Origin of the sequence: Streptomyces sp. NPDC048182 (assembly GCF_043202555.1) — a bacterium.
GTDB lineage: Bacteria > Actinomycetota > Actinomycetes > Streptomycetales > Streptomycetaceae > Streptomyces.
Genome location: NZ_JBIDAQ010000007.1, coordinates 94,767 through 109,151, shown reverse-complemented (window position 1 = coordinate 109,151; position 14,385 = coordinate 94,767). Strand labels below are relative to the sequence as shown.

At 75.6% G+C, this 14,385-nt stretch carries 13 protein-coding genes; 7 read left to right on the top strand and 6 right to left on the bottom strand.

Features of this window, described 5'->3' with window-relative positions; translation table 11 throughout:
* The first annotated feature begins 51 nt into the window (after positions 1 to 51).
* From ACGFZL_RS16025 to ACGFZL_RS16010, 4 genes are all read left to right on the top strand, one after another.
* Complete coding sequence (locus tag ACGFZL_RS16025) at positions 52 to 1,062, top strand: Ppx/GppA family phosphatase (protein WP_393692091.1); 1,011 nt, start codon at positions 52 to 54, stop codon at positions 1,060 to 1,062.
* 128 nt (positions 1,063 to 1,190) lie between these two features.
* Positions 1,191 to 2,213, top strand: coding sequence for an iron-containing redox enzyme family protein (locus ACGFZL_RS16020; protein WP_393692089.1), 1,023 nt, complete (start codon positions 1,191 to 1,193; stop codon positions 2,211 to 2,213).
* A 30-nt stretch (positions 2,214 to 2,243) separates the two neighbouring features.
* Complete coding sequence (locus ACGFZL_RS16015) at positions 2,244 to 2,888, top strand: HemK2/MTQ2 family protein methyltransferase (RefSeq protein WP_393692087.1); 645 nt, start codon at positions 2,244 to 2,246, stop codon at positions 2,886 to 2,888.
* Entirely contained in the window at positions 2,869 to 3,084 is a 216-nt protein-coding gene (locus ACGFZL_RS16010; protein ID WP_355173430.1) for a CDGSH iron-sulfur domain-containing protein, read from the top strand. Before ACGFZL_RS16015 ends, ACGFZL_RS16010 begins: the two co-directional genes overlap by 20 nt.
* 154 nt (positions 3,085 to 3,238) lie before the next feature.
* On the opposite strand, the gene ACGFZL_RS16005 is transcribed toward ACGFZL_RS16010, so the two are convergent.
* Complete coding sequence (locus ACGFZL_RS16005; RefSeq protein WP_355173428.1) at positions 3,239 to 3,673, bottom strand: protease inhibitor; 435 nt, start codon at positions 3,671 to 3,673, stop codon at positions 3,239 to 3,241.
* 347 nt (positions 3,674 to 4,020) lie between these two features.
* Between ACGFZL_RS16005 and ACGFZL_RS16000 the strand changes: the two genes are divergently transcribed.
* Positions 4,021 to 5,190, top strand: coding sequence for a lactate 2-monooxygenase (locus ACGFZL_RS16000; RefSeq protein WP_393692084.1), 1,170 nt, complete (start codon positions 4,021 to 4,023; stop codon positions 5,188 to 5,190).
* 13 nt (positions 5,191 to 5,203) lie between these two features.
* Here ACGFZL_RS16000 and ACGFZL_RS15995 read toward each other — a convergent pair whose 3' ends face one another.
* From ACGFZL_RS15995 to ACGFZL_RS15980, 4 genes are all read right to left on the bottom strand, one after another.
* Positions 5,204 to 6,775, bottom strand: a complete 1,572-nt coding sequence (locus tag ACGFZL_RS15995) for a ricin-type beta-trefoil lectin domain protein (protein WP_393692082.1) — start codon at positions 6,773 to 6,775, stop codon at positions 5,204 to 5,206.
* A gap of 168 nt (positions 6,776 to 6,943) precedes the next feature.
* On the bottom strand, positions 6,944 to 7,321 hold the full coding sequence (locus ACGFZL_RS15990; RefSeq protein WP_355173422.1) for a toxin Doc: 378 nt from the start codon (positions 7,319 to 7,321) through the stop codon (positions 6,944 to 6,946).
* A 3-nt stretch (positions 7,322 to 7,324) separates the two neighbouring features.
* Positions 7,325 to 7,573: a hypothetical protein gene (locus ACGFZL_RS15985; protein WP_355173420.1), complete on the bottom strand. Its 249-nt coding sequence runs from the start codon at positions 7,571 to 7,573 to the stop codon at positions 7,325 to 7,327.
* Between the two features lie 86 nt (positions 7,574 to 7,659).
* Positions 7,660 to 9,903 (bottom strand): glycoside hydrolase family 9 protein, encoded by a 2,244-nt coding sequence (locus ACGFZL_RS15980; protein WP_393692080.1) that lies wholly within the window; start codon positions 9,901 to 9,903, stop codon positions 7,660 to 7,662.
* A gap of 238 nt (positions 9,904 to 10,141) precedes the next feature.
* On the opposite strand from ACGFZL_RS15980, the gene ACGFZL_RS15975 reads away from it, so the two are divergent.
* On the top strand, positions 10,142 to 12,538 hold the full coding sequence (locus tag ACGFZL_RS15975) for a SpoIIE family protein phosphatase (protein ID WP_393692078.1): 2,397 nt from the start codon (positions 10,142 to 10,144) through the stop codon (positions 12,536 to 12,538).
* A gap of 141 nt (positions 12,539 to 12,679) precedes the next feature.
* Positions 12,680 to 13,369, top strand: a complete 690-nt coding sequence (locus ACGFZL_RS15970; protein ID WP_393692076.1) for a DUF4232 domain-containing protein — start codon at positions 12,680 to 12,682, stop codon at positions 13,367 to 13,369.
* 16 nt (positions 13,370 to 13,385) lie between these two features.
* On the opposite strand, the gene ACGFZL_RS15965 is transcribed toward ACGFZL_RS15970, so the two are convergent.
* The gene (locus tag ACGFZL_RS15965) at positions 13,386 to 14,354 is read right to left on the bottom strand and encodes an aldo/keto reductase (protein WP_393692074.1); all 969 of its coding nucleotides are present in this window, start codon (positions 14,352 to 14,354) and stop codon (positions 13,386 to 13,388) included.
* Positions 14,355 to 14,385 lie beyond the last annotated feature (31 nt).

Sequence of the window (14,385 nt, the reverse complement as noted above, 5' to 3'; positions counted from 1 at the left end):
GCCCCGCGGCGGCGCCGCCTGACCGGTCGGTAACCGGGTACCTGCGCCCTCATGCGGATCAGCGTGGTGGACGTGGGGTCGAAGACGGTGCGGCTGGTGGTGGCCGACGCCGAGGGCGGGGTGCCGCTGCCGGTGCACACCGCGAAGTGGCGGCTGCGGCTCTCGGAGCAGGTGATGCCGGGCGAGCCGGTGCCCGAGGAGGCCGTCGAGCAGCTCGCCGCGGCGCTGGCCGAGGCGACCCGGACCGCCGCCCGCTGGGGCGCGGCCGACCCGCTCGCCTTCGCGACCGCCGTGATCCGGACCGCGCCGAACCGGCAGGAGGTGCTGGGCGCCGTACACGCCCGCACGGGCGTCGCCCTGTGCACGCTGCCGGGCGAGGTGGAGGCGGAGCTGACCTTCCTGGGCGCCCGGCGCTGGATGGGCTGGCGGTCCGGGCCGCTGGCGCTGCTCGACATCGGCGGGGGCTCCCTGGAGGTGGCCTTCGGCCGGGGCCGGCTCCCCGACTTCGTGGCCTCGCTGCCGCTGGGCGCGGGCCGGCTGACCCATGAGTACCTCGGCGGCGGCCATGACGTGCCGGCGCCCGAGCAGGTCAGGGCGTTGCGCCGGCGGGTCCGCCACCAGCTGCGGGACGTCGCGGCGCGGATCCGTTGGGAGGGGCCGCGCACCGCGGTGGCCACGTCGCGGACCTTCCAGCAGCTGGGCCGCCTGTGCGGGGCCGCCCCCGGTCGGCACGGGCCCTTCATGGAGCGCCGGCTCCGGTGCGCGGACCTGGGCGAGGCGGCCCGCCGCCTGGCCGAGCTGCCGGCCGCGGAGCGGGCCCGGCTGCCCGGCGTCTCCGCGCCGCGTGCGGCGCAGAGCCTCGCCGGGGCCGTGGTCGGCCACACCGCGATGAAGCTGACCGGGCTCGACGCGGTGACGCTCTGCCCGTGGGCGATCCGCGAGGGCATCCTGCTGCGGCTGATCGAGGAGGGCCCCTCGTGGTGGGCGGAGTACGTGCGCCGCAGCCACGAGGACCCGCCGCCCGCCCCGGTGCCGCTGCGCGTCGCGGGGGCGCAGGTCTGAGTGCCCCGCGCAGGGCCCATGACGGGAAGTCCCACGATGCGACCGACGTGACCGTGACGCCCTGGGGGTGCGGGAAACCGCGCTGGTCATGTCGGCAAGGCCCCCGCCCGCCGGGGTACTCGCGCCACATGGACAACGCCCGCGACGAACCCCGACTGCCGACGCCCCGGGGCCCGCTCTCCGAGGCCGTCGGTGCCTACCTGGGCGGTTCGGGCGAACTGCCCGACGCCACGGCCGTCGCAGCCGCCCCCGCCCTGGGCGACGACGTCCAGCTCGCCCTGTACCAGTGCTACGAACTGCACTACCGCGGCTTCGCCGACACCCACGCCGACCTGGAGTGGGACCCGGAACTGCTGCGCTTCCGGGCCGCCCTGGAGGATCACTTCCTGACCGCGCTCCGGACCGGCACCCAGACGCACGGCGACGTCGCCCAGTCGGTCGGCGCCCTCCTCCTGGAACCCGCCGACGGCACCGGCGTCAGCCACTTCCTGCGCGACGAGGGCGAGCTGTGGCAGCTGCGCGAGTACGCGGCGCAGCGCTCGCTGTACCACCTGAAGGAGGCCGATCCGCACGCCTGGGTGCTGCCCCGGCTGTGGGGCCGGGCGAAGGCGGCGATGGCGGCCGTGGAGTTCGACGAGTACGGCGGCGGGCGTCCCGACCGGGTGCACGCCCGGCTGTTCGCCGACCTGATGACCGACCTGGGCCTGGACACCACCTACGGGCGCTACCTCGACGCCGCCTCCGCCGAGTGCCTGGCCACGGTGAACATGATGTCCCTGTTCGGGCTGCACCGCTCGCTGCGCGGCGCGCTGGTCGGCCACTTCGCGGCGGTCGAGATCACCTCCTCGCCCGGCTCCCGGCGGCTGGCCGAGGCGATGCGCCGCACCGGCGCCGGACCCGCCGCCGAGCACTTCTACGACGAGCACGTGGAGGCCGACGCGGTGCACGAGCAGATCGTGCGGCACGAGGTCATCGACGGTCTCCTCGAGCAGGAGCCGGGCCTGGCGGCGGACGTCGCCTTCGGCGTCGACGCCACCGGGTTCGTGGAGGACCGTTTCGGCGCCCGGCTGCTGGCCGACTGGCGGGCCGGCCGCTCCTCGCTGCGCACGCCCCTCCCGCCGCGGCCCGCGCGGTCGCCCGTTAGCACGTGACGGCCGGGGTACCCGGGGCCGGTGAACTTCATGGTGCTACCGGGTGTCTATGCGCCTCAGGAGGACACCGCCCTGCTGGCCGGGGCGCTGTCCGACGAGACCCTGCCGCCGAGCGCGGCCGTCCTCGACGTCGGAACCGGCTCCGGCGCCCTGGCACTGGCCGCGGCGCGGCGGGGCGCCCGGGTGACCGCGGTGGACGTGTCCCGGCGGGCGGCCTGGGCGGCCCGGCTGAACGCGGCGCGGGCCGGACTGCCGCTCCGGGTCAGGCGCGGCAACCTCTTCGCACCGGTCGGCGGTGAGCTGTTCGACCTCGTCCTGGCCAACCCGCCCTACGTGCCCGCGCCGGGCGTCGGCCGGCTGCCCCGCGGGGCGGCGCGGGCCTGGGACGCGGGGGTGGACGGCCGCCTCGTCCTGGACCGGATCTGCCGTGAGGTGCCGGGCCTGCTGCGCCCGGGCGGGGTGCTGCTGCTCGTGCAGTCCGCGCTCGCCGATCCGGAGCGGACCGTCCGGCAACTGCGCGGGGCCGGCCTGAAGGCCGCGGTGACGCGGCGCCGGCGGATCGCGTTCGGCCCGGTGGTGCGCGGCCGGGAGCGCTGGCTGCGGCAGCGGGGCCTGCTGTCCCGCATCGAGACCGAGGAAGAGCTGGTGGTCGTCCGTGCCGAACTCCCCGTCTGACGTCCCGCGCCGGATCAAGGTCCAGCGCCGGGGGCCGCTGCTCGTGGAAGGGCCGGTGGAGGTCGAGCTGGAGGACGGGACGACGGTGTCCTCCGACCGCTTCCGGGTCGCGCTGTGCACCTGCCGGCGCAGCCGGCGCTTTCCCTGGTGCGACACCAGCCACCGGGCCAGGTCGGCCGCCCCCGGCGACCGCTGAGACCGGCGGACGGGCGACGGTTGGCCGGGGAACGGCGGACGGCCCCACTCCGTCCGCCGTCCCCGGTGCGGGACCGCACCCGCCGCGCGGCGGCGCTCGCACTCCCCAGTAACGAGCCGCCGGTCACACCGCGCGGGCCGGCACGGCCCCGGCCTCAGAAGGCGAAGACGCTCGCGCCGCGGGCGTTCTTCACGCAGTCGTTGGCGAAGGTGCGCTCGTACGAGACGCGCCGGCCCTGCCACACCCCGTCGACGGTGACGACCACGGGGGCGTACTCGCGGGTGCAGACCGCGTCCGCGTCGGCCGCGAGGGCGTCGAGGTCGCCGCCGGCCAGGCGCAGTTCGGCGCAGGCCGCGCCCGGCGCCGGGTGCGTCCCGGACGCCTTGGGGGCGCAGGCCAGGGTGACCGCGCGGGACGGGGTCGCGAGGGCGGCGCTCTCTCCCCGGCCCACCGTCAGCACCAGGGCCGAGGGGGCGTAGAGAGACGCGGGGGCAGGGGCCGGGGCGGCGAGCGCCCCCTCGGCCAGGGGCCCGCAGACGGCGGTGGCCGTCAGGCCCAGGGTCACTGCCCAGCGCGCGGGGTTCCGCATTGTGTGCATCCTTCCGCTCGGTTGGAGGGTGAAGCCGCCCGACGCGGATCGGCGTCCGGAAGCGGCGAGCGCGAGTCTGCCGAGTCCGCCCCGGAAACTCATCTCGACCCCATGCGTTTCGGTAACCTTGCGTATTGAATCAGTGGCGCGAAGTCACCAGAACGTGCCCTCCGGCGTCCGTAACGGAGCGGTTCTTGATCGGTGTTGACGCCAGGCCCTGTCCGGATGGCGTGATCACCGCGTTCGCCAATAGGCCGGAAACATTCCCGCAACACCCCTGCGAGCGGGCATCTACTCGCGAGTATCGTCGGGCCGGCAGCAGTGGACGGCGGCGGACGGGACGCGGGATGGCGAAGCACTGGTCGGACTTCCAGTACGAGATCTACCTCAACGGCATGACGGGCGCCGTGCCCCGGCTGCCCACCGACCTGACCCGCCTGGAGGAGCTGACCGAGCGGCGGCTCGGCCCCGGCCCCGTCGGGTACGTGGCGGGAGCGGCCGGCGACGGCAGCACCGCGCGGGCCAACCGGGCCGCCCTCGCCCGCCGCCGGATCGTGCCGCGCATGCTGCGGGACGTGGCCGAGCGCGACCTGTCCGTCCAGGTCCTCGGCCGCTCGCTGCCGGCCCCGCTGGCCCTCGCGCCGGTGGGCGTGCTGTCGATCGTGCATCCGGACGCCGAGCCGGCCGCCGCCCGGGCCGCCGCGGCGCAGGGCGTGCCGTACATCCTCTCCTCGGCGTCCAGCACGCCCATGGAGCAGGTGGCCGAGGCGATGGGCGACGCCGAGCGCTGGTTCCAGCTGTACTGGCCGAAGGACCGCGAGGTGGCCCGCAGCTTCCTGCGCCGGGCCCGGGAGTCCGGCTACACCGCGCTGTTCGTCACGCTGGACACGCCCCTGCTCTCCTGGCGGCCCCGGGACCTCGACCAGGCCTACCTGCCCTTCCTGCACGGCGTCGGCACCGCCAACTACTTCTCCGACCCGGCGTTCCGGGCGGGCCTGGCCAAGCCGGTGCACGAGGACCCGAACGCGGCGGTGATGCACTTCGTCGGCATGTTCGCCGACCCCGGCAAGAGCTGGCCGGACCTGGCCTTCCTGCGGGAGAACTGGGAAGGGCCGATCGCCCTCAAGGGCGTCCTGCACCCGGACGACGCCCGGCTCGCCGCCGACGCGGGCATGGACGGCGTGGTGGTGTCCAACCACGGCGGGCGCCAGGTGGCCGGCGCGGTGGCCGCCGCCGACGCGCTGCCCCGGGTGGCCGAGGCGGTCGGCGACCGGCTGACGGTGCTCTTCGACAGCGGCGTGCGCACCGGCGACGACGTCTTCAAGGCCCTGGCGCTCGGCGCGCGGGCGGTGCTGCTCGGCCGCCCGTACGTCTACGGCCTCGCCCTGGACGGGCAGAGCGGCGTCGAGCACGTCCTGCGCTGCCTGCTGGCCGAGTTCGACCTCACCCTCGCCCTGTCCGGACACGCCTCCCCCGCCACGCCGGGCCCGGCGGACCTGGCCGAGGACGCCACCTGAGGGCGGGCCCCTCTCAGCCCGGCAGCAGCGCCGGCCGGGCCTGCGGGGCGACCGGGCCGGTGACGGGCAGGGAGCCGTCGGCGTCCGGGGCCGGTTCGGGGCGCCACCGCTGGCCGGTGGAGCCGTCGCGCACCGTGACGACGACGTCCGCGTCCTCCTCGGCGGCGGTGGCGGCGAGGGCGAGCTGGTCCTGCCAGCGCGGGCGCAGCTCCCCGCGCTCGGTCCGGTCGTAGCGCACGTCGCCGCCCCGGCCGGTGCCCGGGTCGGCGCAGGTGCCGAGGATGACCACGCCGGCGTCCGCCCGGGAGTCCAGGCACAGCCCCGGGTCGGCGGCGCTGCGCAGCAGCCCGTCGTCCTCCAGGGTCCACTGCTGGGTCCACGCCGGCGAGCACCGGGCGAGCCGGGCGCCGGCCCCCGCCCGCGGCTCGCCGCGGACGTCGAGGCAGAGCCCCGTAGCGGCGTGGCGCAGCCGGGTCCGGTCGGCGGGCGCGGGCAGTCCGGCCGCGCCGGGCGGCTCGGGACGGCTGGTCGCGGACAGGTCGCCGCCCACCGCCCTGGAGGAGGCGGCCTGGTCGGAGGCGCCTCCGTCGAAGGACCAGGCGTTGACGACGAGGACGGTCGCCAGCAGTCCCAGCGACGCCGCCCCGACGCCGCGCAGCACCGACCGGGGTGACCGCGGGCGCACGGGCAGCGGGATCCGGGCCAGCGGTCCGGGGCGGCCGCCGCGGTGCCGGGCGGTGCCGCCGGCCGGGCGGCGCCGGGCGGTGCGCCCCGGCCGGGAGTCGAGGTAGCGCCGGGCGCCCCAGCCGAGGACCGCCTCGGCGATCAGGGTGCCGAGGCCCTCGTCGTCGAACAGGGCGAGCTGCCCGGCCGCGTCGCGGCAGTGCCGGCAGTCGGCCAGGTGCCCCCGCACATCGGGCAGCAGGGCGCCGCCCCGGCGGATCGGCACGTCGAGCAGCCGGGTGTGGAAACGGCAGTCCCGGGTGGGCGCGAGCTGCCGGTGGGCCTGGACGCAGCCCTCGCGGAACTGCTCCCGCGCCTGGTCCCGGGTGAGCGCGGCCGTGTCGGCGTCCATGCCGAGCAGGGCGGCGGCCCGGCCCACCGGTTCGCCCTCGACCTCGGTGTGCCAGAGCAGGCAGCGGGCCGGGCCCGGCAGGGCGGCCCAGGCGCGCGCGGCCAGCGTGCGGTCGACCGGCACCAGGGTGGTGGCCGCGCGCATGCCGCGTCCGCCGGCCGGTCTGAGCAGGTCGGGCAGCGCGCCGGTGACGGCGTCGTCGGCGGCCCAGTGCCGCACCGTGTCGCGCACCGCCACCAGCAGCCGGGGGCGCAGCGCGGTGGCCGGTTCGCCCCCGGCGAGCCGGTCCAGGACCCGGTGCCAGGCAGCGGTGGTGACGACGGCGGCGGCCGGTCCCGAGGAGGCCAGGCAGATCACCGCGTAGTCGTGGGCGCTCTGCCAGTGCCGCGCCATGAGCAGCGCGGCACACCGGGCGGCCTCGGGTTCGGGACGCTCCCGGAGCCGGGCGGCCAGCACCTCGTCGGACTCCGCGGCGTGCGGGGCGGGACGAGGAGGGTGGGGGGTGGGCACGAAAGGGGTTCCTTCCCGGGCGCGGGTGGCCGGGCGGCCCCGGTCGCGCCACGCAGGTGGTCCACTGTGGCACGTGGCGCGGAGGGCCAACAAGGCAGACGGGTGATCCCGGGCTTCTTTTGAAAGAAGGTCAGAAACCGGGCCGGACACCCTCGCGCCGGCCCGCTCTCAGATCTGCCAGGACCGCAGCCGGTCGGCCGCCTCGTACACGTCGGCCTTGCCGGAGATCAGGTCGCGGGCGAGGTCGACCAGGGCTCCGTAGGGCGGGTCGATGCCGACGTCGCTGGCGAACATGTAGGCCACCGCCGTCGCGCAGGCGAAGCGGGCGTTGGCCGAGGGCAGCGGCTTGAGCACGGCGAGGGCGTGCAGCAGCGCGGCGGCCCGCCAGGCCGGGTCGGAGTCCACGCCGAGGCGGGGCGGGTCGACGCGGTGCCGGGCGACGGCGGCGACCAGCGCGGAGAAGTCGTTGACGACGGGCTGCTCCGGGAGCACTTCCTCGTGGCGCTGGAGCAGCCAGGGGACGTCGATGTGGAGGACGGCTGCCATGGGTCAGGCGGCCCGCCCCTCGCTGCTGACGGGCGGTGGTTCGTCGTCCGGGAAGGCGGCGGCGAACTCGTCGGCGTGGGAGGAGAAGAACCGGCGGAACTCCTCCGCCCCCTCCTGCAGGGCCCGGTGCCGGGCTATGTCGGCGGCGGCGGCCTCGCGCACGAGCGCCTTCATCGACGTACCGCGTTCCTTGGCGATCTGCCGCAGGTCCTCGAGCTCGCGGTCGCTGAACTCCACGTTCAGGGCTGGCATGCCTCCCAGGGTACCGCGCGGGTACTGGTCCGTAAATCGCCGCTGGTCAAGGCCGGGCGGCTGTGGTACCGCGGGAGGCGTGCGGGTCAGGTCTGGTCGGCCACGAAGGACGCCATGCGGGCGAGCGCGGCGTTCCAGTTGATGGTGTGCTCATTGGTCGACCAGGACTGGATGTCGTCGATGTAGCAGAACTGGCCCGTGCAGCCCTGGAGGTTGGCCTGGGCGAACGGGTCCTGGATGCTCGAGTTGGGGCCGCCGGCCAGGGTTCCGGCGGGCGGGTCGGGCAGCGCGGGGTCGAGCTGGTTCGCGTACCAGCGGCTGTGCTGGTGGTGGGAGCTGACCTCGCCGTAGCCGGTGACATAGGAGATGTTCAGGGCGTTGCGGCCCAGGACGTAGTCCATGCTCTCCAGGGCGCCGTCGCGGTACTTCGCGCGGCCGGTGAGGTCGTAGGCGGTGGCCAGGACGACGGCGTTGTTGAGGACCTGGTGGTTGGAGCCCCAGTCGTAGACCTGTCCCTCGGGGGCGTACGGCATGCCGTAGGGGTGGGCGCGCTGGGTGGCGAGGTACGTCTCGGCGCCCTGGACCACGGAGCGGCGCACCGCGTCCCGGCCGGGCAGCCGGCTGGGCACCGTGGCGAGGTCGAGCCGGCCGGCCGCCGCGGTGCGCGCCCAGTCGAAGCCGGTGGGGCCGAAGATGTCGGCGGTGTGCACCGGGGAGTTGCGCACGAAGGTCTCGAAGGCCCGCTCGCCGGTGGTGAGGTACAGCTCGGCCGCGGCCCAGTAGAACTCGTCGTCCACTTTCGCGTCGGCGTAGGTGCCGCCGCCGATGCCGTCGCTCTCGGAGGCGAGCAGGTCGGGGTGGGCGAGGGCGGCGGCCCAGGCTTTGCGGGCGGCGGTGAGCGCCTTGGCGGCGAACGCCCGGTCGTAGGGCCGGTACAGGCGGGCGGCCTGCGCCGCGGTGGCGGCGAGGTTGAGCGTGGCGGCGGTGGACGGCGGGTGCAGTTCGCGGCGCTGCGGGTCGGCGCTGGGCAGCAGCGGCAGGCCGGTCCACTGCTCGTCGTGCACCTTGTGGTGGGCCATGCCGGCCAGCGGCTTGCCGTCCGGCACCTGCATCTTCAGCAGGAAGTCCAGCTCCCAGCGGGCCTCGTCCAGGATGTCCGGCACCTTGTTGCCGCTCTCGGGCAGGGCGAGGGTGCCGTCGCCGAGGGCGCGGGGCCGGCCGGTGCGGGCGGTGCGGGAGCGCTCGTAGGTGCTGAGCAGTTCCCAGGTGGAGATGCCGCCGTTGACGACGTACTTGCCGTGGTCGCCGGCGTCGTACCAGCCGCCGGAGACGTCCAGGGTGTAGTCGCACACGCCCGGCTGGCAGGGGACGGCGGTGTCGCCCTGGTTGGGCGCGACGCCCACGTGCCCGGCCGGGCGGCCGTAGCCGGGGCGCAGGTCGTCGCGGATCGGGGTGCCGCTGCGCTGGGTGTAGTAGTACTTCGCCGAGTCGAGGCGCAGCTGCCGGTAGGCGGCCGTGCCGATGGCGAAGGGCCGGCTGGTCTCGCCGTCGGCGGTGAGGGTCAGGCCCTCGGCGCGCCGGGTGTAGTGGCCGAAGTCGATGGAGTGGACGCGCTGCCCGGAGGAGGCGTCCAGGCCGCGCGGCACGGTCCAGCCGTGCGCGACGGTCTTGCCGGCGTCGTTCTTCAGCTGCCAGGGCAGCTTCGCGGTGGCGTCGGTGACGAGGGTGGCGTTCTTCGGCCCGTCGGGCAGGTAGCCGACCTGGTTGACCCGGACCCGCGGCCCGGTGTCCGGCTCGTAGGGGTCGGGGGCGGCGCCGCCGGTCAGGGAGACGTCGTCCAGGCAGAACCGCCAGGGGTCGGCGGAGCCGCCGACCTGGAAGGCGACCTGGCCCCGCGCGGTGTCGGCGGGGGCGGTGAAGGTGTATGCGTAGGTGTCGCCGGAGACGCTCAGCTGCGGGCTGACCTCGTGGTACGTGTCGTACGGCGAGACCGCGAGGCCGACCACCGCCCGGACCACGTGCCCGGCGGGCGTGCCGCTCGCGGAGAAGGCGAAGCGGTAGGTCTGCCCGGCGGTCAGGGCGAGGTCGTTCTGGCCGACGATGGCGTCCCAGCGGTTGGCGGTGCCGCCGGGAACGTCGGCGCAGAGCCGGCCCTCGGAGGCGGCGGCGGTGACGTTCGGCGTGGTCCACCAGGAGTCGGTGCCGGAGTCGAAGGTGCCGTTCCTGACCAGTTCCGTCTCGTCGGCCCCGGCGGGGGCGGCGGGCAGGGCGGTCACGGCCGCCGCCAGCAGGGCGGCCAGGCCGGCCAGGGCGGTTGCGGGTCTTCTCACGTCTGGGCTCCTCGGACGGGAGGTGCGGGTGACGCGCCCACGCCCGTCGGCGGCATGGATGTGGGAGCGCTCCCAGAGCGGACGGGGACATGCTTGTGGCAGACATGACACCTCGTCAACGGTCCGGACAGGACCGGTTCCCCCGCCGCCGGTGGGGTTCGCGCCGGACCGGGACGCACTAGGCTGGGACTCAGGTGACGCGCTGTTCACTGTGAGTGTGCGCAATGGAGTGGCGACGATGAGTCCGGTCAACCCGTCCGACGACGACGCCACGGCCCGCGCCGTCGTCGACGACTCCGGCACACTGCGGGAGTGGAACGAGGGCGCGCGCCGGCTGCTCGGCCATCCGGCCGCGGACGTCGTGGGGCGCCCCGCGGCCGCCCTGCTCGCCGGCGCGGCCGAGCCCTCCGGGCCGGCCGGCCCCCCGGCGCCCGGTGCCGGGGAGGCCCGCTGGAGCGGCACGCTGACCCTGCGCCACCGCGACGGGCGCGCCGTGCCGGTGTGGGTGCTCGCCCACCGCAGGGAGCCGGCCGACGGCGCCCCGGGCGGCTGGCTCGCCGTCGCCCCGCCGGACCTGCCGCCAGGACAGGACGACGACCCGCTGGTCCGGGCCGCCCTCGCCCAGTCCCCCTGCGCCACGATGATCTTCGACGACCGGCTCCGGCTGCGCGGTCTGAACGACGCGATGGCCCGGCTCGTCGGCCTCCCGGCGGAGCGGGTGCGCGGCCTGCGCGCCACCGACGTCAGCCCCTCGGCGCAGAGCACCGAGCTGGAGCGGCACATGGAGCGCGTCCTCGCCTCCGGCCGCCGCGACGACATGCGCACCCACCTCAAGGCGACCGGCGAGGTCCGCGCGCACGCCTGGCTCGCCCGGGTCGCCCCGGTCAGCGACCCGGCGGGCCGGGTGGTGGGCGTCTGCGTGACCGCCCACGACTTCACCGAGCAGCACCTCGCGCGGGAGCGGCTGCAGTTGGTCAACGAGGCCAGTGTGCGCGTCGGCAGCACCCTCGACGTCACCCGGACGGCCCAGGAGCTGGCGGACGTCTGCGTGCCCGCCCTCGCCGACTTCGTCAGCGTCGAACTCCTCGACCCGCCGGCCCACCCCGGCGAGCCCCCCGCGCCGCCCGTCCCCCCGGTCGCGCTGCGCCGCACCGCCCACCGCTCCATCACGCCGGGCGACCCCGAGGCCGTCGCCGAGCCGGGCCGGCTCGACGTCTACCCGGAGGGCTCGCCGCAGGCCGACTGCCTGCGGTCCGGCCGCGCCGTCGTCGCCGAGACCGCCTCGGCCGACCTGGACCGGTGGCGGGAATGGGACCCGCTCCGGCTCCAGCGCGTGCGGGACCTCGGCATCCACTCCGCGATGGCGGTGCCGCTGCGGGCCCGGGGCACCTTCCTCGGCGTCGCCGTCTTCCACCGCTTCCGGCGCCCGGAGCCCTTCACCCACGACGACGTGCTCCTCGCCGAGGAGGTCAGCGCCCGCGCCGCGGTCTGCATCGACCACGCCCGCCGCTACGCCCGCGAACGCGAGACCACGCTGACCCTGCAACGCAGCCTGCTCCCCCGCACGCTGCCGCCCATGGCCGCGGTGGAGGCGGCCTCCCGCTACCTGCCGGCGACGCGCTCCGGGGTCGGCGGCGACTGGTTCGACGTCGTCCCGCTGTCCGGGATGCGGGTCGCCATGGTGGTCGGGGACGTGGTCGGGCACGGCATCCAGGCGTCGGCCACCATGGGCCGGCTGCGCACCGCGGTGCGCACCCTCGCCGACATCGACCTGCCCCCCGACGAGCTGCTCACCCACCTGGACGACCTGGTGGTCCGGCTCTCCGAGGAGTCCGGCGGCAACGGCACCGGCGAGGTCGGCGCCACCTGCCTCTACGCGGTGTACGACCCGGTCTCGCGGCGCTGCTCGCTGGCCCGGGCCGGCCATCCGGCGCCGGTGCTGGTCCCGCCGGACGGCCCGCCCGAGCAGCTCCAGCTGCCGTCGGGACCGCCGCTCGGGGTCGGGGGGCTGCCCTTCGAGTCGGCCGAACTGGAGCTGCGCGAGGGCAGCGTGCTGGCGCTCTACACCGACGGCCTGGTGGAGAGCCGGGAGCGGGACGCCGAGGCCGGCCAGGCGCTGCTGCGCGAGACGCTCGCCGCTCCGGCCGGTTCCCTGGACGCGACCTGCGACCGGGTGCTGCGCGCCCTGCTGCCGGCGGGCGGTGCCGCCGACGACGTGGCGCTGCTCCTTGCCCGCACCCGGGGGCTGCCCGCCCACCAGGTGGCGACCTGGGACATCCCGGCCGATCCGTCGCTGGTCGCCCCGGTGCGCAAGCAGGTGCTCGAACAGCTCTCCTCCTGGGCGCTGCTCGACGCCTCCTTCACCGCCGAGCTGGTGGTGAGCGAGCTGGTCACCAACGCCATCCGGTACGGCCTGCCGCCCATCCGGCTGCGGCTGATCCACGACGCGACCACGCTGATCTGCGAGGTCTCCGACACCAGCCACACGGCGCCACACCTGCGCCGGGCCCGGACCTGGGACGAGGGCGGTCGCGGACTGCTCCTGGTCGCCCAGCTCACCCAGCGCTGGGGCAGCCGGCACACCCCCGAGGGCAAGAGGATCTGGGCGGAACTGGCGCTGCTCGACCAAGAGTGAGAGTCAGGTGTGAGGGCCGAGAGTGAGGGCCCGTTCCGTTTCCCGGACCGAGCTGCGGAAACCCGTAGGTGTAGGGCGCACGGAGCCCGCTCACCCGTCGGGCCGTGCGCGTCACGAGGTCTACGGGAGGGTGGAGAAGCAATGGCGAACACGCCCCGGTCCATGCGCCGGACGGTCCTGCTGGCGAGCGCGGTGGCGCTGCTCGGCGCGGTCAGTGCCTGCGGCAGCGACAACGGCACGGCGAACACCGCGAGTTCGGTGACGACGGCGGCATCGAGCCGGCAGCCCGATACGACGGAGCCCAGTACGGCGGGGAGTTCGAGCGCTCCCGAGAGCACCGCGGGCAGCGCCCCGGCGACCGGCTCGGTGCCCACCGACACGGCCGGCTCGGGTGCCGCCTCCGCCCGCTCGGACGCCCGCTGCCACACCTCCGAGCTGCGCGCCTCCATCGGCCGGATGGACCCGGGGGCCGGTCAGCGCAACTTCCCGGTCGTGCTGACGAACACCTCCGAGCGCACCTGCACGCTGTACGGCTACCCGGGCGCCGCCTTCACCGACAAGTCCGGCAAGCAGCTCGGCCCGGACCCCAAGCGCGCGCCCGGTTCGCCGAACGTCGTCACGCTGGCGCCGGGCAAGGGCGCCTGGTCCGGGCTGTCGTTCTCCAGCCCGGACATCAGCGGCGCCCGCACCGCGACCCCGGCCGTCCTGGTCGTCACCCCGCCGGACGAGCGCGACCCGCTGAAGGTGACGTGGACCGCCGGCGAGGTGCCGGTGGGCGGCAACTCCTCCACGGTGCGGCTCGGCGCCCTGGAGCCCGGCACGAGCCCCTGACCGCGGGATCCCGGGGTCAGTGTCCGGCGACCGGGTGCGGCGCGTAGGAGTTCTGGAGCTCCTCGATCTCCTTGTCGCCGAGGGCCAGTTCGACCGCGGCGACCGCGTCGTCCAGGTGCCCGGGCCGGGACGCGCCCACGATCGGCGCGGTCACCGTGTCCTGGTGCAGCAGCCAGGCCAGCGCGACCTGGGCGCGCGGCACCCCGCGCTCGCCCGCGATGCGGGTGACGGCGTCCACGACGGCGCGGTCGCCCTCCTGGTAGAGCGTGGAGCCGAAGGTGTCGGTGGCGCTGCGGTCGGTGGTGGTCCCCCAGTCCCGGGTGAGCCGGCCGCGGGCGAGCGGGCTCCAGGGCAGCACGCCGACGCCCTGGTCCGCGCAGAGCGGCAGCATCTCCCGCTCCTCCTCGCGGTAGAGGAGGTTGTAGTGGTTCTGCATGGACACGAAGCGGGTCCAGCCGTGCCGCTCGGCGGTGTACTGGGCCTTGGAGAACTGCCAGGCGTACATCGAACTGGCCCCGATGTAGCGCACCTTGCCCGCCTTCACCAGGTCGTGCAGGGCCTCCATCGTCTCCTCGACGGGGGTCTGGGGGTCGTAGCGGTGGATCTGGTAGAGGTCGACGTGGTCGGTGCCGAGGCGCCGCAGGCTGTGGTCGATCTCCGTCATGATCACCTTGCGGGACAGCCCGCCGCCGTTCGGCCCCGGCCGCATCCGGCCGTGCACCTTGGTGGCGAGCACGATGTCGTCCCGGCGGGCGAAGTCGGCGAGCGCGCGACCGACGATCTCCTCGCTGGTGCCGTCGGAGTAGACGTTGGCGGTGTCGAAGAAGGTGATCCCGGCCTCCAGCGCCTGCTTGATCAGCGGGCGGGACGCCTCCTCGTCCAGGGTCCACTCGTGGTTGCCCCGGTCGGGGACGCCGTAGGTCATGCAGCCCAGGCAGATCCGCGACACGTCAAGGCCGGTCGAACCGAGCTTCACATACTGCATCGTTGCTGCTCCTGCCGTCGTGGTCGGTGCC